This window comes from Staphylococcus schweitzeri, from assembly GCF_002902405.1.
In the GTDB taxonomy this organism is placed as follows: domain Bacteria; phylum Bacillota; class Bacilli; order Staphylococcales; family Staphylococcaceae; genus Staphylococcus; species Staphylococcus schweitzeri.
In genome coordinates this window covers 131,611-154,699 of record NZ_PPQS01000034.1, presented here as the reverse complement: position 1 = coordinate 154,699, position 23,089 = coordinate 131,611, and the positions used below count along the sequence as shown (strand labels likewise).

General features: G+C 32.1%; 22 protein-coding genes and 1 pseudogene. 10 read left to right on the top strand and 13 right to left on the bottom strand.

From position 1 onward, the window contains the following. Window positions 1-2: 2 nt before the first annotated feature. The 8 genes from trpD (at window position 3) to CD116_RS07090 (ending at window position 8,677) form a co-directional block, all read left to right on the top strand. The gene (gene trpD / locus CD116_RS07125) at window positions 3-1,001 is read left to right on the top strand and encodes an anthranilate phosphoribosyltransferase (RefSeq protein ID WP_047550649.1); all 999 of its coding nucleotides are present in this window, start codon (window positions 3-5) and stop codon (window positions 999-1,001) included. Window position 1,002: 1 nt separating this feature from the next. Further along, window positions 1,003-1,785 carry an indole-3-glycerol phosphate synthase TrpC gene (gene trpC / locus CD116_RS07120; protein WP_047531105.1) on the top strand — a complete coding sequence of 261 codons (783 nt, stop codon included), beginning with the start codon at window positions 1,003-1,005 and terminating at the stop codon, window positions 1,783-1,785. Further along, window positions 1,785-2,417 (top strand): phosphoribosylanthranilate isomerase, encoded by a 633-nt coding sequence (locus CD116_RS07115; RefSeq protein ID WP_078101765.1) that lies wholly within the window; start codon window positions 1,785-1,787, stop codon window positions 2,415-2,417. The genes trpC and CD116_RS07115 overlap by 1 nt, the downstream gene beginning before the upstream one ends. Then, window positions 2,410-3,624 carry a tryptophan synthase subunit beta gene (gene trpB, locus CD116_RS07110; protein ID WP_047531101.1) on the top strand — a complete coding sequence of 405 codons (1,215 nt, stop codon included), beginning with the start codon at window positions 2,410-2,412 and terminating at the stop codon, window positions 3,622-3,624. The genes CD116_RS07115 and trpB overlap by 8 nt, the downstream gene beginning before the upstream one ends. After that, on the top strand, window positions 3,617-4,345 hold the full coding sequence (gene trpA / locus CD116_RS07105; protein WP_047550651.1) for a tryptophan synthase subunit alpha: 729 nt from the start codon (window positions 3,617-3,619) through the stop codon (window positions 4,343-4,345). The genes trpB and trpA overlap by 8 nt, the downstream gene beginning before the upstream one ends. Window positions 4,346-4,666: 321 nt before the next feature. Then, window positions 4,667-5,929 carry a glycine glycyltransferase FemA gene (femA, locus tag CD116_RS07100; protein WP_047531097.1) on the top strand — a complete coding sequence of 421 codons (1,263 nt, stop codon included), beginning with the start codon at window positions 4,667-4,669 and terminating at the stop codon, window positions 5,927-5,929. Between the two features lie 18 nt (window positions 5,930-5,947). Then, the gene (femB, locus tag CD116_RS07095; RefSeq protein WP_000673108.1) at window positions 5,948-7,207 is read left to right on the top strand and encodes a glycine glycyltransferase FemB; all 1,260 of its coding nucleotides are present in this window, start codon (window positions 5,948-5,950) and stop codon (window positions 7,205-7,207) included. A 702-nt stretch (window positions 7,208-7,909) separates the two neighbouring features. Continuing rightward, a complete protein-coding gene (locus tag CD116_RS07090; protein ID WP_047550654.1) occupies window positions 7,910-8,677 on the top strand; it encodes a Cof-type HAD-IIB family hydrolase in 768 nt (255 codons plus the stop codon). A gap of 113 nt (window positions 8,678-8,790) precedes the next feature. Here the strand turns inward: CD116_RS07090 and CD116_RS07085 are convergent. The 7 genes and pseudogenes from CD116_RS07085 to CD116_RS07055 form a co-directional block, all read right to left on the bottom strand. Then, a pseudogene (locus CD116_RS07085) lies at window positions 8,791-9,178 on the bottom strand (SWIM zinc finger family protein). Between the two features lie 138 nt (window positions 9,179-9,316). After that, window positions 9,317-10,018, bottom strand: a complete 702-nt coding sequence (locus CD116_RS07080) for an ABC transporter ATP-binding protein (protein ID WP_047550658.1) — start codon at window positions 10,016-10,018, stop codon at window positions 9,317-9,319. Beyond that, window positions 10,011-10,784, bottom strand: a complete 774-nt coding sequence (locus CD116_RS07075) for an ATP-binding cassette domain-containing protein (RefSeq protein ID WP_047531091.1) — start codon at window positions 10,782-10,784, stop codon at window positions 10,011-10,013. Before CD116_RS07075 ends, CD116_RS07080 begins: the two co-directional genes overlap by 8 nt. After that, complete coding sequence (gene nikC, locus CD116_RS07070; RefSeq protein WP_047550661.1) at window positions 10,771-11,601, bottom strand: nickel transporter permease; 831 nt, start codon at window positions 11,599-11,601, stop codon at window positions 10,771-10,773. The genes CD116_RS07075 and nikC overlap by 14 nt, the downstream gene beginning before the upstream one ends. Then, the gene (gene nikB, locus CD116_RS07065) at window positions 11,594-12,580 is read right to left on the bottom strand and encodes a nickel ABC transporter permease (RefSeq protein WP_047550664.1); all 987 of its coding nucleotides are present in this window, start codon (window positions 12,578-12,580) and stop codon (window positions 11,594-11,596) included. The genes nikC and nikB overlap by 8 nt, the downstream gene beginning before the upstream one ends. Window positions 12,581-12,751: 171 nt before the next feature. Further along, window positions 12,752-12,928 carry a hypothetical protein gene (locus CD116_RS07060; protein ID WP_398572884.1) on the bottom strand — a complete coding sequence of 59 codons (177 nt, stop codon included), beginning with the start codon at window positions 12,926-12,928 and terminating at the stop codon, window positions 12,752-12,754. Continuing rightward, on the bottom strand, window positions 12,885-13,229 hold the full coding sequence (locus tag CD116_RS07055) for a 6TM ABC transporter family protein (protein ID WP_047425432.1): 345 nt from the start codon (window positions 13,227-13,229) through the stop codon (window positions 12,885-12,887). The genes CD116_RS07060 and CD116_RS07055 overlap by 44 nt, the downstream gene beginning before the upstream one ends. A 206-nt stretch (window positions 13,230-13,435) precedes the next feature. Here CD116_RS07055 and pepF point away from each other — a divergent pair, with 206 nt between their 5' ends. Further along, the gene (gene pepF, locus CD116_RS07050; RefSeq protein ID WP_047550668.1) at window positions 13,436-15,250 is read left to right on the top strand and encodes an oligoendopeptidase F; all 1,815 of its coding nucleotides are present in this window, start codon (window positions 13,436-13,438) and stop codon (window positions 15,248-15,250) included. 115 nt (window positions 15,251-15,365) lie between these two features. Here the strand turns inward: pepF and phoU are convergent, their stop codons facing one another. The 6 genes from phoU to cvfB all read right to left on the bottom strand — a co-directional run bounded on the left by phoU (window position 15,366) and on the right by cvfB (window position 21,097). Continuing rightward, entirely contained in the window at window positions 15,366-16,007 is a 642-nt protein-coding gene (gene phoU, locus CD116_RS07045; RefSeq protein ID WP_047550671.1) for a phosphate signaling complex protein PhoU, read from the bottom strand. Window positions 16,008-16,013: 6 nt separating this feature from the next. Next, on the bottom strand, window positions 16,014-16,865 hold the full coding sequence (gene pstB / locus CD116_RS07040) for a phosphate ABC transporter ATP-binding protein PstB (protein WP_047425438.1): 852 nt from the start codon (window positions 16,863-16,865) through the stop codon (window positions 16,014-16,016). A gap of 46 nt (window positions 16,866-16,911) precedes the next feature. Then, window positions 16,912-17,829: a phosphate ABC transporter permease PstA gene (gene pstA, locus CD116_RS07035; RefSeq protein WP_047550674.1), complete on the bottom strand. Its 918-nt coding sequence runs from the start codon at window positions 17,827-17,829 to the stop codon at window positions 16,912-16,914. 1 nt (window position 17,830) lies between these two features. Next, a complete protein-coding gene (gene pstC, locus CD116_RS07030) occupies window positions 17,831-18,757 on the bottom strand; it encodes a phosphate ABC transporter permease subunit PstC (RefSeq protein WP_047550677.1) in 927 nt (308 codons plus the stop codon). 175 nt (window positions 18,758-18,932) lie between these two features. Next, window positions 18,933-19,889, bottom strand: a complete 957-nt coding sequence (locus tag CD116_RS07025) for a phosphate ABC transporter substrate-binding protein PstS (protein ID WP_047550680.1) — start codon at window positions 19,887-19,889, stop codon at window positions 18,933-18,935. 305 nt (window positions 19,890-20,194) lie between these two features. Next, window positions 20,195-21,097 (bottom strand): RNA-binding virulence regulatory protein CvfB, encoded by a 903-nt coding sequence (gene cvfB, locus CD116_RS07020; protein WP_047425445.1) that lies wholly within the window; start codon window positions 21,095-21,097, stop codon window positions 20,195-20,197. A 146-nt stretch (window positions 21,098-21,243) separates the two neighbouring features. On the opposite strand from cvfB, the gene CD116_RS07015 reads away from it, so the two are divergent. Further along, the gene (locus tag CD116_RS07015) at window positions 21,244-22,845 is read left to right on the top strand and encodes an ABC-F family ATP-binding cassette domain-containing protein (RefSeq protein ID WP_047550683.1); all 1,602 of its coding nucleotides are present in this window, start codon (window positions 21,244-21,246) and stop codon (window positions 22,843-22,845) included. Window positions 22,846-23,089: the final 244 nt, after the last annotated feature.

Here is a 23,089-nt window from a genome sequence, read left to right as displayed (position 1 = left end):
CAATGACATTACTTACAAGAATAAAAACTGAAACTATATTACTTGAAAGCGACATTAAAGAACTAATTGATATACTTATTTCTCCTAGTATTGGAACGGATATTAAATATGAATTACTTAGTTCGTATTCGGAGCGAGAAATTCAACAACAAGAATTAACATATATTGTACGTAGCTTAATTAATACAATGTATCCGCATCAACCATGTTATGAAGGTGCTATGTGTGTGTGCGGCACAGGTGGTGACAATTCAAATAGTTTCAATATTTCAACAACTGTTGCTTTTGTCGTAGCAAGTGCTGGTGTTAAAGTCATTAAACATGGTAATAAAAGCATTACCTCAAATTCAGGTAGTACGGATTTGTTAAATCAAATGCACATACAAACAACAACTGTTGATGATACACCTAACCAATTAAATGAAAAAGGCCTTGTATTTATTGGTGCAACTGAATCATATCCAATTATGAAGTATATGCAACCAGTTAGAAAAATGATTGGGAAGCCTACAATATTAAACCTTGTGGGTCCATTAATTAATCCATATCACTTAACGTATCAAATGGTAGGCGTCTTTAATCCTACAAAATTAAAGTTAGTTGCTAAAACGATTAAAGATTTAGGTAGAAAACGTGCAATCGTTTTACATGGTGCAAATGGTATGGATGAAGCAACATTATCTGGTGATAATTTGATATATGAATTGACTGAAGATGGAGAAATCAGAAATTACACATTAAATGCGACTGATTATGGTTTGAAATATGCGCCGAACAGCGATTTTAAAGGCGGTTCACCTGAAGAAAATTTAGCAATCTCCCTTAATATCTTGAATGGGAAAGATCAGTCAAGTCGACGTGATGTTGTCTTACTAAATGCGGGTTTAAGCCTTTATGTTGCAGAGAAAGTGGATACCATCGCAGAAGGCATAGAACTTGCAACTACATTGATTGATAATGGTGAAGCATTGAAAAAATACCATCAAATGAGAGGTGAATAATATGACAATTTTAGCAGAAATTGTTAAATATAAACAGTCACTTTTACAAAATGGCTATTATCAAGACAAACTTAATACCTTGAAAAGTGTGAAGATTCAGAATAAAAAATCTTTTATAAACGCAATTGAACAGGAACCAAAGCTAGCAATTATTGCAGAAATCAAATCGAAGAGTCCTACAGTAAATGACTTACCTGAACGAGATTTATCGCAACAAATCTCAGATTATGACCAATATGGTGCAAATGCAGTTTCTATTTTAACAGATGAAAAATACTTTGGTGGCAGTTTTGAACGCTTACAAGAATTAACAACAAAGACGACACTTCCGGTATTGTGTAAAGACTTTATTATAGATCCGCTTCAAATTGATGTTGCTAAACAAGCTGGCGCATCTATGATTTTATTGATCGTTAACATCTTATCGGATAAACAATTGAAAGATTTATATAACTACGCTATATCGCAAAATTTAGAAGTGTTAGTTGAAGTACATGATCGCCATGAATTAGAACGTGCCTATAAGGTTAATGCTAAATTGATTGGTGTAAATAACAGGGACTTAAAACGATTTGTCACAAATGTGGAACATACAAATACTATTTTAGAAAATAAAAAACCAAATCATTATTATATTTCTGAAAGTGGTATTCACGATGCATCTGATGTAAGAAAAATCTTGCATAGTGGTATCGATGGCTTACTAATAGGTGAGGCACTTATGCGTTGTGACAATCTATCTGAATTTTTACCACAACTGAAAATGCAAAAGGTGAAGTCATGATGAAATTGAAATTTTGTGGCTTTACATCAATTAAGGATGTTACAGCGGCCAGTCAATTATCTATAGATGCGATAGGTTTCATCCATTATGAAAAAAGTAAAAGGCATCAAACAATTACCCAAATTAAAAAGTTAGCGTCTGCTGTTCCAGAACATATTGATACAGTATGTGTCATGGTAAATCCTGATTTAACAACTATTGAACACGTATTAAGCAATACGCCAATTAACACAATACAGTTACACGGCACAGAATCTATTGATTTTATTCAGGAAATTAAAAAGAAATATTCAAGCATTAAAATCACTAAAGCTTTAGCTGCAGATGAAAATATAATCCAAAACATAAATAAATATAAAAGGTTCGTAGAATTATTTATTATCGACACACCCTCAGTGTCGTATGGTGGTACCGGTCAAACATATGACTGGACTATTTTGAAGCACATAAAAGACATACCTTACTTGATAGCAGGTGGCATTAACTCCGAAAATATTCAAACAGTTAATCAACTAAAATTATCACATCAAGGTTTTGATCTTGCATCAGGTATAGAAGTAGATGGGCGAAAAGATATAGAAAAAATGACAGCAATTGTAAATATTGTGAAAGGAGACAGAGAAAATGAATAAAGAAATACAAACAGAAGCAGATGAATTAGGTTTCTTTGGTGAATACGGAGGGCAATATGTTCCAGAAACATTAATGCCGGCAATTATTGAGTTGAAAAATGCTTATAAAGAAGCAAAAGCAGACCCAAAATTTCAAAGGGAACTGGAATACTATTTATCAGAGTATGTAGGACGTGCGACACCACTTACATATGCTGCATCATATACTGAAAGCCTAGGTGGCGCTAAAATATATTTGAAACGAGAGGATCTAAATCATACAGGCGCACATAAAATTAATAATGCGTTAGGTCAAGCGTTGCTCGCTAAAAGAATGGGGAAGAAGAAGCTTGTTGCTGAAACTGGTGCGGGTCAACATGGTGTAGCTAGTGCTACGGTTGCTGCATTATTTGATATGGAACTTGTTGTCTTTATGGGAAGTGAGGATATTAAACGACAACAACTTAATGTATTTAGAATGGAATTACTTGGTGCAAAGGTTGTTGCAGTTGAAGACGGTCAAGGGACTTTATCGGATGCTGTTAATAAAGCATTGCAATATTGGGTGAGTCATGTAGATGACACACATTATTTATTAGGTTCTGCATTAGGTCCAGACCCATTCCCAACGATTGTTAGAGATTTTCAAAGTGTCATTGGTAAAGAAATAAAATCACAGATATTGAAGAAAGAAGGACGACTTCCGGATGCAATTGTAGCATGTATCGGTGGTGGCTCAAATGCAATCGGAACATTTTATCCATTTATTAAAGATGATGTTGCGTTATACGGTGTTGAAGCCGCAGGTCAAGGCGAGGATACTGATAAACATGCACTTGCAATTGGCAAAGGCTCACCTGGCGTATTACATGGTACTAAAATGTATTTAATTCAAGATGAAAGTGGTCAAGTGCAACTAGCACATTCTATTTCAGCAGGACTCGATTATCCTGGTATTGGACCAGAACATTCTTATTACCACGACATTGGTAGAGTAACTTTTGAAAATGCAAGTGATACACAAGCAATGAATGCTTTAATCAACTTTACAAAACATGAAGGTATTATACCTGCAATCGAAAGTGCACATGCACTGAGTTATGTTGAAAGACTAGCTCCTACGATGTCGAAAGAAGACATTATTGTAGTAACTATTTCTGGACGTGGCGATAAAGATATGGAAACAATTAGACAATATATGGCAGAGCGAGGTCTTACAAATGACTAAATTATTTATACCTTATATTATGGGCAACAAAGACTTGATTGAAAATGCAACATTGTTAAGTGAAAATGGTGCAGATATCATTGAAATTGGCGTACCTTTCTCAGATCCGGTTGCTGATGGTCCAGTTATCATGGAAGCAGGTCAACAAGCGATTAAACAAGGCATCACGATAGATTATATTTTTGAGCAATTAGAAAGACACGGTAATCAAATTAAGTGTCATTATGTATTAATGACGTATTATAATATTATTTGTCATTATGGAGAACAAGCGTTTTTTGAAAAATGTCGAGATACCGGTGTCTACGGCTTAATTATTCCTGATTTACCATATGAATTATCACAGCGCTTAAAACAACAATTTAGTCACTATGGCGTCAAAATCATATCGTTAGTTGCTATGACTACTGATGACAAACGTATAAAAGATATTGTATCTCATGCGGAAGGCTTTATATACACTGTAACGATGAATGCGACGACAGGACAAAACGGTGCCTTTCATCCAGAATTAAAACAAAAAATTGAATCAATTAAAGCGATAGCCAATGTGCCAGTTGTCGCAGGATTTGGCATAAGAACACCACAACATGTTGCAGATATAAAAGAGGTTGCAGATGGTATCGTTATTGGTAGTGAAATCGTTAAGCGATTTAAAGCTAACACGCGTGAAGAAATCATTGAATATTTACAATCTATCCAGCATGCATTGAACAATTAAGATTCATTGATTTAATATAAAATAGCTTAATGCTGTTTAAAAGTCATATAAAACGGTAAATTATAAAACTGAATAGCAACTTTTCAAAAGTAATATGAGCAAACCCAAACGTTCATATTACTTTTTTTGAAATTGTATGCAAAAATCTAAATTTCACCACAAAACTATATACAATTAATGCGTTTATGTTTTAGTTTTAACATTAACTATTGTATACTTATTTAGATTAGATTTATTATTTTTGATATTTGCAGAGGGCGAAAGATAAAATGCTGCGAATAAGGAAATGAAATTAACGAGAGACAAATAGGAGTAATGATAATGAAGTTTACAAATTTAACAGCTAAAGAGTTTGGTGCCTTTACGGATAGCATGCCATACAGTCATTTCACGCAAACTGTTGGTCACTATGAGTTAAAGCTTGCTGAAGGTTATGAAACACATTTAGTGGGAATAAAAGACAATAATAATGAGGTTATTGCAGCCTGTTTGCTTACTGCTGTACCTGTTATGAAAGTGTTCAAGTATTTTTATTCAAATCGCGGTCCAGTGATTGATTATGAAAATCAAGAACTCGTACACTTTTTCTTTAATGAATTATCAAAATATGTTAAAAAACATCGTTGTCTATACCTACATATCGATCCATATTTACCATATCAATACTTGAATCATGATGGCGAGATTACAGGTAATGCTGGTAATGATTGGTTCTTTGATAAAATGAGTAACTTAGGATTTGAACATACTGGATTCCATAAAGGATTTGATCCTGTGCTACAAATTCGTTATCACTCAGTGTTAGATTTAAAAGATAAAACAGCAGATGACATCATTAAAAATATGGATGGACTTAGAAAAAGAAATACGAAAAAAGTTAAAAAGAATGGTGTTAAAGTAAGATATTTATCTGAAGAAGAACTACCAATTTTTAGATCATTTATGGAAGATACGTCAGAATCAAAAGCTTTTGCTGATCGTGATGACAAGTTTTATTACAATCGCTTAAAATATTACAAAGACCGTGTGTTAGTGCCTTTAGCGTATATCAATTTTGATGAATATATTAAAGAACTAAATGAAGAGCGTGATATTTTAAATAAAGATTTAAATAAAGCATTAAAGGATATTGAAAAACGTCCTGAAAACAAAAAAGCGCATAACAAGCGAGATAACTTACAACAACAACTTGATGCGAATGAGCAAAAGATTGAAGAAGGTAAACGTCTACAAGAAGAACATGGTAATGAATTACCTATTTCTGCTGGTTTCTTCTTTATCAATCCATTTGAAGTTGTTTATTACGCTGGTGGAACATCAAATGCTTTCCGTCATTTTGCCGGAAGTTATGCAGTGCAATGGGAAATGATTAATTATGCATTAAATCATGGCATTGACCGTTATAATTTCTATGGTGTTAGTGGTAAATTTACAGAAGATGCTGAAGATGCTGGTGTAGTTAAATTCAAAAAAGGTTACAATGCTGAAATTATTGAATATGTTGGTGACTTTATTAAACCAATTAATAAACCTGTTTATGCAGCATATACCGCACTTAAAAAAGTTAAAGATAGAATTTTTTAGGAAGGGAATTATCAAAACATGAAATTTACAGAGTTAACTGTTACCGAATTTGACAACTTTGTACAAAATCCATCGTTGGAAAGTCATTATTTCCAAGTAAAAGAAAATATAGTTACCCGTGAAAATGATGGCTTTGAAGTAGTTTTATTAGGCATAAAAGACGACAATAACAAAGTAATTGCTGCAAGCCTTTTCTCTAAAATTCCTACTATGGGAAGTTATGTTTATTATTCAAATCGTGGTCCGGTAATGGATTTTTCAGATTTAGGGTTAGTTGATTATTATTTAAAAGAATTAGATAAATATTTACAGCAACATCAATGCTTATATGTTAAATTAGATCCGTATTGGTTATATCATCTATATAATAAAGATATCGTGCCATTTGAAGGACGCGAGAAAAATGATGCCTTAGTTAACTTGTTTAAATCGCATGGTTACGAGCATCATGGCTTTACAACAGAGTATGATACATCGAGCCAAGTACGCTGGATGGGCGTATTAAACCTTGAAGGTAAAACACCTGAAACATTGAAAAAAACATTTGATAGTCAACGTAAACGTAATATTAATAAAGCGATAAACTATGGTGTTAAAGTAAGATTCCTTGAGCGTGATGAGTTCAATCTTTTCCTAGATTTATATCGTGAAACTGAAGAGCGTGCCGGCTTTGTATCAAAAACAGATGATTATTTTTATAACTTTATTGACACATATGGCGATAAAGTATTAGTACCATTAGCATATATTGACCTTGATGAATATGTGTTAAAGTTGCAACAAGAATTGAATGACAAAGAAAATCGTCGTGATCAAATGATGGCGAAAGAAAACAAATCAGATAAACAAATGAAGAAAATTGCAGAATTAGATAAGCAAATTGATCATGATCAGCATGAATTATTGAATGCAAGTGAATTGAGCAAAACGGACGGCCCAATTCTAAACCTTGCTTCTGGCGTTTACTTTGCAAATGCATATGAAGTGAATTATTTCTCTGGGGGTTCATCAGAAAAATATAATCAATTTATGGGACCATACATGATGCACTGGTTTATGATTAACTATTGCTTCGATAATGGTTATGATCGTTATAATTTCTATGGTTTATCAGGTGATTTTACGGAAAACAGTGAAGATTATGGCGTATACCGCTTTAAACGTGGATTTAATGTACAAATCGAAGAATTAATAGGGGATTTCTATAAACCAATTCATAAAGTGAAATATTGGTTGTTCACAACATTGGATAAATTACGTAAAAAATTAAAGAAATAGATGTAAATGATGTTAGGGCTTATAGTTATTGATACTATAGGCTCTTTTTTATGCTTTTTTAAAAAACTTCAAAGTCATATATAGAATTAAAGTTCTTGCAATTGAGTGTAATATCCACAAATACACATTGCACAATCTATTTGTAGTTGGTTGAGTTTAAATATGTGTATTAATTAATACTATAGCTATGAAGCAATATCAATATGCAATGAGTACTTAAATTGATATGTATAGTGTTTGAGATACTTAAAACCATTATTACAACTTATGACTATTTATATCTTTTGTGTGTATGTAAGTACATGATATGAAGTGTGATATTTGTCTAAATGTAATTGTATAAAATGCATGAGCAATTATTGCTGTAACAATTTTAGCAAACCAATCAGTTTGTATATTAGAAATAAAGATGATGATAGATAGATGTATTATCGATACAAAGATTTAATATGCATCAAAACGTTAGTAATTGGTTTAATAAAATATAACATGTCTGTAAATTTAGCTTATAGACATAAAAACTATACAAACTCGAAGTTATATAAGTCCCCCTTATGGAATTTCACATTCTAGTTTACATAATATATATTATAGGAAGTTATATATATGATACAAAAGGTACCCTGCATTTTCATTACCTCATTATTGTCACATAACTTGCTTATGATATAATCATGTTATTCTATTGTTTGGAGTGATTTGATGAAGTTTGTATTTGATATTGATGGTACACTTTGTTTTAATGGTAAATCAATTAATCCATCAATCATTGATGCATTGTTACAATTACAAAATGCTGGTCATGAACTTATATTTGCATCTGCACGACCGATTCGTGATTTGTTGCCAGTTTTACCATCAGTATTTCATCAGCACACATTAATTGGCGCAAATGGTGCTATGATTTCACAGCAATCAAATATTTCAGTTATCAAGCCAATTCAAGCTTATACATATCATCATATCTTACGAATAATACAAAAATATGAATTAGATTATATTATCGATGATGATTGGAATTATGCTGCTAAATTAGACGCTGAGAACGCGATTTTTGAGCGCTTAGATCCACATAAGCTGGCCAGTTGTATTAATGTTGCAAATATCGACACGCCAATCAAGATTATTTTATTAAATATAGACCCGGAACAAATTACAACTATATTAGACGAGCTAAATAAATACCATCAAGAATTGGAAATGATTCATCATTCAAATGAGTTTAATATTGATATTACAGCGCAAAATATTAATAAATATACAGCACTACAATACATATATGGTAAAGATGTTGAATATATAGCATTTGGTAATGATCACAATGATATTATCATGCTACAATATGCTACTAATGGCTATATTGTAGGGCCATCAGAAGATTATACACATACAATATTGAAATTGGATCATGTAACACATATAGATAGTCATGCCCAAGCTATTTGCAGTTCATTAAATTTATATGTATAAAAACATCCCCCTATCAATTGATAATCATTATCATTTAATAGGGGGTGTTTTTAATAGAATTCGTCTTCATCTTCAAATAAATCTTCTTCATCTAATCCAAATAATTCTGCCATTTATCCATGTTCAATTAACATGTTTAAATATGCATCGCGGAGTTCTTCTTCACTCATATCATTTAAGGGAATCAATCCACATATTTCTACGTAAGTGATAGTCTTCTTCAACTTCGTTTAACATGATTATATGTTTATTTGCTTCTTCTGGACTAGCTGTAAATAATAATGCAATCATATGTTTACATATCACTCGTCTTCCATCAGCATGAGGACAATTACATTTGGATTTTCTAGGATGTTCCATATCAATATAACAACGATATACTTTGTTACCACCGCCCTTTACTTCAGCCTCATGCTGCGTTTCTGAAAATGATTTTAAGTTAATGACGCATTCACTTTGATAATAATTAAAACCTCTTTCTATAGAACGAATACTTGCAATATCAAGTAATCCCCTTAATGATACTCCTTTTTATTATTATTTTTAAATAAAGAAAATAAAATCGATAAGTGTCTAGATTAATAAACTTGATTTATCTATATTTTAAAATAAGTCTAGAATTATCGCATTCTTAAATAACTAATATGAAAATGCTTGCACTAATTCTTTTGTATAAGGGTGTCTATCAACATTAAATAATTCCTCTATTGTAAAATCATCGACTATCATGCCATCCTTAAGAACGATAATTCTATTAACTAAGCGTTGTAACACGGATAAATCATGAGAAATAACGATAAAATGATTTAAGTTCGTAATCGTTTGCGCTTTTAATATATTTATTACATTTTGTTCAGCGATAACATCTAAATTTGAAGTTATCTCATCACATATTAAAACGCGAGGCTGTACTAATAACGAACGCATGACATTAAATCTTTGTAATTGTCCACCACTCACTTCGCTTGGTAATTTAGTCAATAATTGCGCGTTCAACTCAAAAGTAGATAAATGTTGTATTAATAATTGATTCTGCGCGGTATTATCAGTTAGTCCTCTGTAATAATATAACGCTTCTTTTAATGAGGTCTCAATCGTCCAATCAGGATTAAAGCTAGTTAAAGGGTGTTGGAAAATCGGTAACACAGCATTGTCACTTAAGTAAATTTCTCCTCTAACAGGTTTAAATAAGCCAAGAACCAATGAAGCGAGCGTACTTTTACCACAACCACTTTCGCCTAAAATACCAACATTTTCTCCATCAGGTATAGTAATATTGATATCTTGTAGCACCATCTGCTTTTTATTATAACCAAAAGTCACATGTTTTAACTCAATCATAGTAATCCCTCTTTAATTGTGTCCTATATTTAATTAGGCGTTCAGTATACGGATGCAAATGCTCATGCTTGAAATGATTAATATTGCCTTGTTCAATGATTTGACCTTCTTTTAAAACATTAATGTACTGACAATATTTAAATACATGACTTAAGTTATGTGTGATAATAAATAATGTTTGACCATGTTCTAATACAATATGCTGTAATAAATCCATCACTTGATTACCGTTCAAAGCATCCAATGATGCAACAGGTTCGTCAGCAATGATTAATTTAGGCTCCAACATGAGAACGCTTGCTATGTATACGCGTTCAAGTTGGCCTCCAGAAAGTTGGAAACTATATTTATTTAATATATCTTTACTTTGTAAATTAACCCACGACAAAGCCTTGTCAATTTTGGACAAAGCCTCTTCTTTACTACTTTTATAATGCTTACGATAAATCGCAGTTAACTGTTTACCTAATTTAGTATGGTCGTTAAAACTTTCTGCATAATTTTGAGAAATATAGCCAATTGTATGACCATAATATTGACTCAATCTACTAACATTTTCCCCATCAAATTGGTACGAATCATACGTGCAAGTTAAATCAAATGGTAAATATTCAAGTAAGGCTTTAGCAATCAAACTTTTTCCAGCGCCGCTCTCTCCAATCAAGGCATTAATCTGTTGACTAAAAATTTTCAAATCAATCCCTTTAATAAGTGATTTCTCACTAGTATTCTTTATTGTTAAATTTTGTATATCAATGAAACTCATCATATTCACCTCGTTGTTTCAGCAATCTATCTCTTAGCGCATCACCGGTTAAATTAAAAATTAAAATAGTTATAGCAATGACTGAAGCAGGTGCAATCAACATAATTGGATGAGACGAAATAAAATCACGACCTTGTTGCAACATAGCGCCCCACTCAGGTGTTGGCGGTTGTGCACCTAACCCAACAAATGATAGTGAACTTATATATAGAATGATTTTACCGAAATCAACGACCATCAAAACAATAGTAGCCGGTATAATTTTAGGTGTTAAATGACGTATTAATATTGTTCTTGTAGGTACATGAAATAATTGTGCCATTTTTATATAAGGCTTATTCATTTCGCTATTAACTATACTTCTAGTCAACCTTGTGTAATTCATCCATTTTATTACTGTAATTGAGATAACTAAATTCCATAAAGATGGTTGGAAAAAGCTTGCTAAAGCAATCATGATGATAAATTCTGGAATACTTAGACCAACATCAATAAACCTTAACACTAATCGTTCAATCCACCCCTTTTTATATCCAGCAAATAGACCTAATGTAACACCTATGACAACGATAGCTATTAATGTTAAAACAGTAACAAACAATGTTGAACGTGCACCGATAATAATTCGGGTAAATAAATCTCTTCCATAATCATCAGTTCCTAATAAATGAGACCAACTGATTGGTTCAAATGTTTGCGATAAGTTGACTTTGGTTGCATTTTCACTACTGACAAAGAATTGTAGTACAATCATCGCAAAAATAAATGCACCGAATACAAGAAAGATAAGGTTATTCTTTGAAAATATTTTATACATGACGGTCACTACTTTCTGATAACAATGATGCATGAGTTTTGATTTTTTGATTTCCTAATTGTAATCGCTGCTTTGGATCAAGTAATAACGTTAATAAGTCAGCAATCGTATTGATAACAACAACGAAAAAGCCAATAAATAAGACGCATCCTTGAATGACAGGATAATCTCGAGATTTAATACTATCCATTAATAGATAACCAATACCTGGTATATCAAATAAATTTTCAATTACTACAGTACCACCTATTAGACTACCAAGTGAAATTCCTAATAATGGGATAATCGGCAAAAGGGTTGGTTTTAGTAAATCATGAATTAAAATATAGCGTTCATTCATACCGCGTAATCTTGATGCTTGTACGATATTACTTTGCAATAACATCAATAAATTAGAGCGCACTAAACGAATGATGTATGCACACATACCTAAAGAAAGCGTGAATACGGGTAATATAAACTGACTAAGTATAACACTGTCTATTTTCATTAAATTTGTGACAATAAATAACAAAATGATACCGATAAAGAACGCTGGCAAACTAATTGATAGCGTTGATATCACTCTAATCACTTTGTCAGATAACTTATGAAATCGTTTGGCTGCTAAAATGCCGAGCGGTATAGATATGAATAACGATACCACTAATGTTGAAAAAGCTATGAGTGATGTTATAGGTGCATAGTTGAATAATATCTGTGATACCGGTTCTTTTGATTCAAAACTTTTTCCTAAATTAAAATGTAATAAGTGATTCATCCAATGCCACCACTGTACCAATAAAGAATCATTTAATCCTAATTTATCTTTGGTTGCATTTATTTGTTCCGTCGACACTTGTGCTACATCAAGATGCAATATTTTATCAACTGGATTACCTGGTGATAATTTCATTAAAATGAATGTAAGTGTAGAAATAACAAATAAAACAACTATCATTTGTATCAGTCTATACAAAATAGACTTTATCATAAACATAATAGTCCCCCCTCCTAGTGTAAGTTACTAACACTTTCTTTTTACATGAGAATGGCGCGTGTATATGCAACTTACATATTAAGAACCAACGTTCATTATAGTATTATCCAAAAAGAAAATGAAGTATATTTAATTTTTTAACAAAATCATTATAAAATATAATATTTTGTATCAAGTCAACCATCTAAAATATAAAAAAGTCAAAACAAAAACAACTATAGCACTGTATTCCATCTCTTTCGAAATAATTGTTACTGCAGTGTAACTTAAAAGTCGATGATTTTGTGCATATAGTTGTTGAAATTTATTTTTTATCTTTACGGCGAAGTTCAGCACCTTCATATCCATACTTTTCAATTTGCTTTTCTAATTTACGCGCCTTTCTTTCTTTGCGCCAATTTCTTGTGAAATACCATAGTAAAAAGCTAATCAACAAACTTATGATAGCTAAAAATGCTGCATAACCAAGTAATGGTTGATATTTTATTTCTTGAAAATTTGGAATGAAAAATGCAAGCACGCCTAAAATTACAAATGTAAGTACTGCTGATACAAACCATTTATTTAAAACTAAGCAACAGAATATTGTTAATAAAATCATTATTAAAGATGTAATCCATAAATAATTAGGCATATCGAATAATGTCATAACCATTCTCCTTCTATTTCAATACTTTCCTTGTATACATTTTATTATAAAATTTTAAAAACTTAAACAATAGTAGTTAGTTTTAAGTAACATCTCATCTTCCATTAGAAAAAAGTCATTATTCCTTACTTCTAGGAAATCGTAACATTATCGTTTAGGCCTTATAATTATGTATAATGAATGTATTATACCAAAGGAGTGATTATATGTCTCAAGGTTTACCTTTAAGAGAAGATGTACCAGTTTCAGAAACATGGGATTTAACAGATTTATTTGAAGATGATCAACAATACTATAAAAGTATAGAATCTTTATTACAACAAGCAAATCAATTTCATCATACATATGCAACAACATTAAATTCAATCGAACAAATTAATGCTGCTTTAGCTGAATTAGAAAATATTTTAATTGCCTTAGATCGCTTAAGTAATTATGCAGAACTACGTTTAAGTGTAGATACTAGTAATATAGAGGCACAAGTATTGAGCGCTAAATTATCTACTACATACGGCAAAATTGTTAGCCAATTATCTTTTGTCGAGTCAGAAATACTTGAACTCCCGGAAGAAACACTTCAACAATTAGAAGAATCATGTCCATATCAACACTATATTAAACAGTTAATTAAACAAAAGCCATTCCAATTATCTGCTTCAGTAGAACAAGTATTAGCAACTTTATCACCTACGCTAAACAGTCCTTACGATTTATACGGCACGACAAAAATGCTAGATATTACATTCGATTCATTTGAACATGATGGTATAACATATCCTGTCGACTATGCTACGTTTGAAAATGATTATGAAGATAATAAAGATCCTGAGTTTAGACGTAAAAGTTTCAAATCGTTTAGCGATGCGATTCGAAAATATCAGCATACTACCGCAGCTACATATAATATGCAAGTACAACAAGAAAAAATTGAAGCTGATTTGCGTGGATTTGAATCGGTCATCGATTATTTATTACATAGTCAAGAAGTAACGCGTGATATGTTTGACCGTCAAATCGATATCATTATGACTGAACTAGCGCCAGTTATGCAAAAATATGCAAAAATATTGCAACGTATTCACGGCTTAGATAACATGCGTTTTGAAGATTTGAAAATTTCTGTAGACCCTGATTATGAACCAGAGATTTCAATTGAAGACTCCAAAAATTATATTTTCGGTGCATTAAGTGTTTTAGGTGATGACTATACAAACATGTTACGTGAAGCATACGATCAGCGATGGATTGATTTTGCACAAAATAAAGGTAAAGAAACAGGCGCATTTTGTGCAAGTCCATACTTTACACATTCATATGTGTTCATTTCTTGGACTGGAAAAATGGCTGAAGCATTTGTCTTAGCACATGAATTAGGTCACGCCGGTCATTTTACATTAGCTCAAAAACATCAACCATATCTTGAATCAGAAGCATCAATGTACTTTGTTGAAGCGCCTTCAACAATGAATGAAATGTTAATGGCCAATTATTTATTTAACACAAGTGATAATCCAAGATTTAAACGCTGGGTTATTGGCTCAATTTTATCTAGAACATATTATCATAATATGGTTACCCATTTATTAGAAGCTGCTTATCAACGTGAAGTGTATCGCAAAGTAGATCAAGGTGAATCTTTAAATGCGCCGACATTAAATGAAATAATGCTAAATGTCTATAAACAATTTTTCGGAGATGCAGTAAACATGACTGAGGGTGCTGAATTAACATGGATGCGTCAACCTCATTACTATATGGGATTATATTCGTATACGTATTCTGCTGGCTTAACAATCGGAACTGTCGTTTCTCAAAAGATTAAAAATGAAGGCCAACCAGCTGTTGATGCTTGGTTAGAAACATTGAAAAAAGGTGGCAGTGTATCACCTGTCGAACTTGCAAACATTGCTGGCGTTGATATTACAACAGATCAGCCACTTAAATCTACAATTCAATATATTTCTGATTTAGTGGATGAAGTTGAAAAATTAACAGATGAAATTGAGCGATCTAACAATTAGGATACGCGACAAATTATAAAACCAATACATAAACCAAGATTTTCGTATTTCTAAAGCGAGAATCTTGGTTTATTGTAGGTTTATGAATAATAGAAATATATATAATATGGTAAGTTTATTGTTCGTAATGTGTGCCAGTTAAATAAAAATAGACACTTTCAGCGATATTAATAATATGATCGCCTATACGTTCTAAATGCCTTGCAGCTAAATGGGCTTGAGCTGCAACAAATGGATCGTTATCAATAAGATACGTTGCGTTAATAATATGACTATATAAGTCATCGATATCTTCATCACGCTCAATTATTTCTCTTATTAATACGGTATCTTTCTTTTTAAATGCTTGATCTAAGTCCTTTAACATTAACATAGCTAATTTACCCATTGTCTTTAAACGGGTTAACACATAATCATCTGTAATCTTCGTACGCAATCGAATATTGGCAATACTCGATGCATTATCTCCTATTCTTTCTAAATCGGAGGCGATTTTTAATGAAGAAATCATCATACGCAAATCACTCGCAATGGGCTGTTGCTTTGTAATAAGCATAATTACTCGTTCATTAATATCGTAATTTAATTGATTGATATGTTTGTCATTCTTTACGGTTTGTCGCGCAAAGCTTCTATCATCAATACTTAATGATTTTATACCATTTTCAATACTCACGTAGACATTTGCTCCTAAACGACGTAATTCTTTAATGAGTTCATCAAGTTGTTCTTGATACCGTTGTCTAATAATCGCCATTATATATCAACCAAACCTTCCTGAAATATAATCTTCTGTCTTTTTATTTGATGGATTAGAGAAAATTTTATCTGTATCATCATATTCATTGACATATCCATTTAAGAAAAATGCTGTTTTATCCGATACACGAGCAGCTTGTTGCATATTATGTGTAACCATAATAATTGTATAGTTTTCTTTCAATTCTTGAACTAATTCTTCTACTCTTAATGTAGAAATAGGGTCTAGTGCTGATGTCGGTTCATCCATTAAAATTACTTCAGGTTCAATTGCTAAACAACGCGCGATACAAACACGTTGTTGTTGCCCGCCGGATAAACTATATGCATTCGTGTGCAACCTATCTTTTAACTCATCCCAAATTGCTGCACCACGTAAAGATTTCTCAACAATTTCATCAAGAATTTTTTTATTTTTAATACCGTGAATCTTTGGACCGTAAGTAATATTATCGTATATTGATTTCGGAAATGGATTTGGTTGTTGGAATACCATCCCCACATTAGTACGTAATTGTTCCTTTGAATATTTTTGATCGAAAATATCTTGATCACGATACAATATTTTACCAGCTGTTTTGACTGATGGTACTAACTCAACCATTCGATTTAATGTCTTGATATATGTTGATTTACCACAACCAGATGGTCCAATAATTGCAGTTATTTCATTTTCATAAATATCTAAATTGATATTTTGCAATGCATGATTGTCTCCATACCACAAGTCTAAATTTTGAGTTGAATAAATAACCGGATGCGAGTTAGCGTCTTGTTGTGTTATATGATGACTCTGTGAGCTGCCAAACGTATGACTTTGAGATATTTGTTTAGTTTGAGCAAGTGTTTGCGCCATATTTAAAACTCCCTTTTCAATAGATAAATGAGATAGATTGTTTATATTAGAATTTTTTACTAAATTTGTTACGTAAAATAATCGCAACGCCATTCATTAAGATTAAAATCACTAGTAAAACAATAATGCCAGCTGATGCAACATTTTGAAACTCTTCTTGTGGCATTTTTGCCCATGTGAAGATTTGGATAGGTAATGCTGAAAATTGATCTAAAATACTATTTGGTAGCGCTAATAAAATAGTTGGTATACCAATAAGTACAAGTGGTGCTGTTTCCCCTAATGCACGTGATAAAGACAAAATGAATCCAGTTAATATTCCTGGTAATGCAGCTGGTAAAACAACACGTCTTATTGTTTGCCACTTGTTCGCACCTAAACCAAATGATGCTTCACGAACAGAATTGGGCACTGCTCTAATTGCTTCTTGACTTGAAACAATAATAATTGGCAAAATCAGTAAAGTCATTGTAAGAGCTGCAGCTAATATGCTATTGCCCATTTTTAACGCTTCGATACCACCGCCGCCAACAAACAATGTATAACCTAGTAAACCAAACACAACTGATGGTACACCAGCTAAATTTGAAATGCTGATTTTGATAAATTGAGTAAATTTGTTGTTTTCCGCATATTCTTCCAAGTATATTGCTGTACCTATTCCTAAAATAATTGACAATGGAATGATACTTAACATTAACCAAAGTGAACCGATTAGCGCTCCTTTAACTCCAGCCATGGATGGTGTTGAAGAAGAAAAATTAGTGAAAAACTGTAAATTTAAATGGCTTGCCCCTTTAATTAATGTTTGTGCTAATAATGCAATAAGTACGACGAGCCCTAACAATGTACATGCTAAAAATATGAGTTTGAACACTTTATTTTTAACCGTTCTGGATGATAAATGTTTTTGGACAAGTTGTTGATCGACGAGTGATTGTCTATCATTATCTGTCGTTTCCATATTAATACTCCTCCCTAAAACGCTTAGAAATCCATTGAGAAAGTAAATTCATGATTAAGGTAAAGATAAATAGTGTGAATCCTACAGCATAAATACTGTAATAAATATTTGATCCAAATGTTGCGTCACCTGTCGCTATCTCAACAATATATCCAGTCATTGTTTGAATCGAACTTGTTAAACTTAATGAAGCTGTTGGCGAACTACCTGCCGCTAATGATACAATCATCGTTTCTCCAATTGCTCTTGAAATCGCGAGAACGATTGAAGCTACAATACCTGATGTTGCTGCAGGAAGTACGACTTTAGTTGCTACTTCTAATTTAGTTGCACCAAGACCATAAGCGCCTTCGCGGATTTTTTTAGGTACAGATGCCATTGCATCCTCACTTAAGCTAGTAATAAGCGGAACAATCATGATACCAACAACTAGACCAGGACTAATTGCATTAAACTCTCCAAGACCTGGTATGAAAGATCTTAATACTGGTGTAACAAAAGTTAATGCAAAGAAACCAAACACAATTGTTGGTATTCCTGCTAAAATTTCTAATATTGGTTTAATTATTCGACGCGAACGATCGCTTGCATATTCACTTAAATAAATGGCAGCTCCTAAACCAACAGGTACAGCAAACACTGTTGCAATAACAGTAATTTTTAATGTTCCTATTATGAGTGACCAAATACCAAACTTAGGATCAGATCCTGTAGGATTCCATGTTTTTGAAAATAAAAACTCTGTGATTGGAATTCTTGTGAAAAAAGTAATTGTTTCTAAAAGTAAAGTGATTAAAATACCAAGCGTTGTGAGTATAGATACTGCTGATATAGCAGCTAAAATAACCGGTATAAATTTGTCATTATACTTCCCTTTTTTGCTGTTCTTTTTTTTGATTAAAGCTTTGATATTAGTAGATGAAGACATAATCAAACCTCTTTCTATTGCTCCCAAAATAATTAAATTTGTAAAATAATGATGAATCACTATTTTAAGTCGATGAGCTTGTCAAAATCAGCATTTCGATACTTCAAGCTTCAAACTCTAAATAATGATTCACCATATCAACCATGTTTCAAAACCAATATGAATTTACATCTTGTTATTTTTTATCGTCTGACTTTTTATCGTCAGATTTTTGGTTTTTATCAATAAATGCCTTTAAATCATCTAATTGAGATTTATAGTTTTTTTCTGGTGCTGCTACATAGCCTGCATCTTCTGCAGATTTACCTTTATCTTCTAAGATAAATTTTATAAATTCAGACATTACTTTGTTTTCTTTTAATGCTTTTTCATTTACATAAATGAATAATGGTCTACTTAATGCATATGAATTATCTTGAATTGTTTTTTTCGTAGGCTCAGTTGCTTTACCATTTTCATCTTTGATTTTAACTTCTTTTAATTTATCTTTATTTTGTACGTAGAAGTTATATCCAAAGTATCCGATTCCCTCTTTGTTTTTTGTTACAGAAGAAACGATTGCGTTTGTATCAGCATTTTTCTCTGCTTTAATATCTTCTTTATTCATTACTTCATTTTCGAAGAAGTCATAAGTACCATGACTTGAGTTAGGTGATACTGCATTTATTTTTTTATCTGGCCATTTACTATTTACATCTTTCCAAGTTTTAGCTTTTCCAGAATAAATTGCTTTTAATTGCTGTTTGTCTAATTCATCTACAAAATCATTTTCTTTATTTACAGCAACCGTTACACCATCTTGCGCAATTTTAAACTCTTTGTATTTGATATTCTTTTCTTGTAATTTTTGCTTCTCTTCATCTTTAATTGGTCTAGAAGCATCAGCGAAGTCGATATCTCCTGCAATGAATTTTTGGAAACCAGCACCTGTACCAGCTTGTCCTGCTGAGATTTTAGCATCAGAGTGATCTTGAGCCCATTTTTCATTTAATTTCTCCACAATTGGTGCTACTGTTGATGAGCCATCACCTTTAGCTTCCCCTTTTAAATCACTATTACCACTGCCACCACAAGCGCCTAATAATAGTGTTGCACCTAAAGCTGTAGTACCAACAAATTGCCATTTTTTCATTGAAATATCCTCCCTGTATGAACAACAAATAGTATTTGTATTGATTACATCTTTATCTTAACCTTGAATTATTAACCTCATTTTTAGAAACTGTAAATGTTGTATAAATGTTTGTTAAGAAACTGTAAAAATTATTTTTGTTTATTTTAAAACTAGTGCTTAACTTTAAAAATTATGACAAGTTATACATATCTATTCATGAATAAATTTGGAAATAAAAAAATGTACCGACAAAAAGTAACAAAAATTTTCATTAGTACAATTTAATAAAAAAACACGCATATAAATATGCGTGTTTACTTTACTTATTCTTTTGAGTCAATTCGACTCCACCCTTTTTTAGTTAAAGTGATTTTACCAGTTTCTATATTAATAATCTTCTGTTTATATAAGTGTCCTATAGCACGTTTGAATGAACCTTTACTCATATTGAATACTTCTTTAATCGCTTCAGGGCTTGATTTGTCCCAGAATGGTAATTCACCATCATATTCAACTAATAAATCAAAGATGACTTGACCGTCATCGTCTAAGCGTTCATGCGCAAGCGGTAAAAATGAACCGTTTAACTCACCTTTATCATTATGTCCGATAATTCTAACTTGAACAGATTCACCTAATCTTGGTTCGGCTTTACGTTCTGATTCGTGTACGAAAATTTTGTAACCTGATTCGCTTAATAGGAAGCTTCCAATTCGTAATACGCGGTATGGTTTAGCTTCAATGACTTCATTTTTTAAATTATCGTCGTGTACAGGTGTGAACATGTTTTCTACTACAGACTCACTCGCTAAACGCCCATACATATGATTTTCACGATCAATTCGCAATGTAACTAACAAATGATCACCCGGTAGTGGCCATAGTGATTTCACTTTTGGTAAATCTTCCCATGGTACTAACACTTCACGAGGTAATCCAACATCTATACGTGCCCCATCGCGATCCGTTTTAAGTACTTTAGCAAAATCATATTTATCTTTCGTGATATCAGGCATATTTTGAGTTGCAAATAATTCACCTGAACGGTTTGGATAAATAAAGAAACTATACTCTTCACCAACTTCTAATTCATCATCATCGTTCATTTCTGATTGGTTTAATTTTACGTTTTCACCGTTTGGTCCTTTTAAAAGGTAAGTTGAGCCTTGTAACCCTACTACTTCAAGGAATTCTATAGAACCTACTATATCTTTATCTAATGCCATGTTATTCTCCTTCGATTCTTGTATTCTTTATTATTATAACATGTGTGAGTCATTCTATCATTACAACTTATATGAGGTCGAAACTGTGACGATAATATGATATAATTCTTCCGTTAGAATATCGAATGAAAAAAAGGAGAAAATGCATGTTACAAGTAACTGATATCAGTTTACGTTTTGGAGATCGTAAACTATTTGAAGATGTAAATATTAAATTTACAGAAGGTAATTGTTATGGATTAATTGGTGCGAATGGTGCAGGTAAATCAACATTCTTAAAAATATTATCTGGAGAATTAGATTCTCAAACTGGTCACGTGTCATTAGGTAAAAATGAACGTCTAGCTGTTTTAAAACAGGACCACTATGCTTATGAAGATGAGCGCGCGCTTGATGTTGTAATTAAAGGTCATGAACGTCTTTATGAGGTTATGAAAGAAAAAGATGAAATCTATATGAAACCAGATTTCAGTGATGAAGATGGTATTCGTGCTGCTGAACTTGAAGGTGAATTTGCAGAAATGAATGGTTGGAATGCTGAAGCTGATGCAGCTAACCTTTTATCTGGTTTAGGTATCGATCCAACTTTACACGACAAAAAAATGGCTGAATTAGAAAATAACCAAAAAATTAAAGTATTATTAGCGCAAAGTTTATTCGGTGAACCAGACGTACTATTACTGGATGAGCCTACTAACGGTCTTGATATACCAGCAATCAGTTGGTTGGAAGATTTCTTAATTAACTTTGATAATACTGTTATCGTAGTATCACATGACCGTCATTTCTTAAATAATGTATGTACACATATCGCTGATTTAGACTTTGGTAAAATTAAAGTTTATGTGGGTAACTATGATTTTTGGTATCAATCTAGTCAGTTAGCTCAAAAGATGGCTCAAGAACAAAACAAGAAAAAAGAAGAAAAAATGAAAGAGTTACAGGATTTTATTGCTCGTTTCTCTGCTAACGCTTCTAAATCTAAACAAGCAACAAGTCGTAAAAAACAACTTGAGAAAATTGAGTTAGATGATATTCAACCATCATCAAGAAGATATCCTTTCGTTAAATTTACGCCTGAGCGTGAAATCGGTAACGACTTATTAATCGTCCAAAATCTTTCTAAAACAATCGACGGTGAAAAAGTATTAGATAATATTTCATTCACAATGAATCCAAATGATAAAGCAATTTTAATTGGAGACAGTGAAATTGCAAAAACAACATTACTTAAAATATTAGCTGGCGAAATGGAACCAGACGAAGGATCATTTAAATGGGGTGTTACTACATCATTAAGTTACTTCCCTAAAGATAACTCAGAGTTCTTTGAAGGTGTAAATATGAATCTTGTTGATTGGTTAAGACAATATGCTCCTGAAGATGAACAAACAGAAACATTTTTACGTGGCTTCTTAGGTCGTATGTTATTTAGTGGTGAAGAAGTTAAGAAAAAAGCTAGTGTGCTTTCAGGTGGAGAAAAAGTACGTTGTATGCTAAGTAAAATGATGTTATCAAGTGCGAATGTACTTTTACTTGACGAACCTACTAACCACTTAGACTTAGAAAGTATTACTGCTGTCAATGATGGTCTTAAATCATTCAAAGGTTCTATTATCTTCACTTCTTATGACTTTGAATTTATCAACACAATTGCCAATCGAGTTATCGATTTAAATAAACAAGGTGGCGTTTCAAAAGAAATTCCTTATGAAGAATACTTGCAAGAAATCGGCGTTTTAAAATAAGCAGAGATTAAAACATATCAATAATTAATATAAATTAATAAGACTTTGGCGAACATCTATGATGCAAATTTTGTATTAAGATGTTCGTCTTTATTATATATTCCCATTTTTTTATCCCCTACTTTTAATACAATTAAAATTAACCATTAACTGACATTACAGTCGAAAATTATTTTGTCGTATTAGTTTGTATGTAATCGAGATTTTTTAAATATTGTTAGATTGTATATTCATATACTGAATA

Coding starts and splice junctions, on each gene's coding strand:
- trpD (WP_047550649.1), top strand. CDS start 3: ATGACATTACTTACAAGAATAAAAACTGAAACTATATTACTTGAAAGC.
- trpC (WP_047531105.1), top strand. CDS start 1,003: ATGACAATTTTAGCAGAAATTGTTAAATATAAACAGTCACTTTTACAA.
- CD116_RS07115 (WP_078101765.1), top strand. CDS start 1,785: ATGAAATTGAAATTTTGTGGCTTTACATCAATTAAGGATGTTACAGCG.
- trpB (WP_047531101.1), top strand. CDS start 2,410: ATGAATAAAGAAATACAAACAGAAGCAGATGAATTAGGTTTCTTTGGT.
- trpA (WP_047550651.1), top strand. CDS start 3,617: ATGACTAAATTATTTATACCTTATATTATGGGCAACAAAGACTTGATT.
- femA (WP_047531097.1), top strand. CDS start 4,667: ATGAAGTTTACAAATTTAACAGCTAAAGAGTTTGGTGCCTTTACGGAT.
- femB (WP_000673108.1), top strand. CDS start 5,948: ATGAAATTTACAGAGTTAACTGTTACCGAATTTGACAACTTTGTACAA.
- CD116_RS07090 (WP_047550654.1), top strand. CDS start 7,910: ATGAAGTTTGTATTTGATATTGATGGTACACTTTGTTTTAATGGTAAA.
- CD116_RS07080 (WP_047550658.1), bottom strand. CDS start 10,018: ATGATTGAGTTAAAACATGTGACTTTTGGTTATAATAAAAAGCAGATG.
- CD116_RS07075 (WP_047531091.1), bottom strand. CDS start 10,784: ATGAGTTTCATTGATATACAAAATTTAACAATAAAGAATACTAGTGAG.
- nikC (WP_047550661.1), bottom strand. CDS start 11,601: ATGTATAAAATATTTTCAAAGAATAACCTTATCTTTCTTGTATTCGGT.
- nikB (WP_047550664.1), bottom strand. CDS start 12,580: ATGTTTATGATAAAGTCTATTTTGTATAGACTGATACAAATGATAGTT.
- CD116_RS07060 (WP_398572884.1), bottom strand. CDS start 12,928: ATGGATATGAAGGTGCTGAACTTCGCCGTAAAGATAAAAAATAAATTT.
- CD116_RS07055 (WP_047425432.1), bottom strand. CDS start 13,229: ATGACATTATTCGATATGCCTAATTATTTATGGATTACATCTTTAATA.
- pepF (WP_047550668.1), top strand. CDS start 13,436: ATGTCTCAAGGTTTACCTTTAAGAGAAGATGTACCAGTTTCAGAAACA.
- phoU (WP_047550671.1), bottom strand. CDS start 16,007: ATGGCGATTATTAGACAACGGTATCAAGAACAACTTGATGAACTCATT.
- pstB (WP_047425438.1), bottom strand. CDS start 16,865: ATGGCGCAAACACTTGCTCAAACTAAACAAATATCTCAAAGTCATACG.
- pstA (WP_047550674.1), bottom strand. CDS start 17,829: ATGGAAACGACAGATAATGATAGACAATCACTCGTCGATCAACAACTT.
- pstC (WP_047550677.1), bottom strand. CDS start 18,757: ATGTCTTCATCTACTAATATCAAAGCTTTAATCAAAAAAAAGAACAGC.
- CD116_RS07025 (WP_047550680.1), bottom strand. CDS start 19,889: ATGAAAAAATGGCAATTTGTTGGTACTACAGCTTTAGGTGCAACACTA.
- cvfB (WP_047425445.1), bottom strand. CDS start 21,097: ATGGCATTAGATAAAGATATAGTAGGTTCTATAGAATTCCTTGAAGTA.
- CD116_RS07015 (WP_047550683.1), top strand. CDS start 21,244: ATGTTACAAGTAACTGATATCAGTTTACGTTTTGGAGATCGTAAACTA.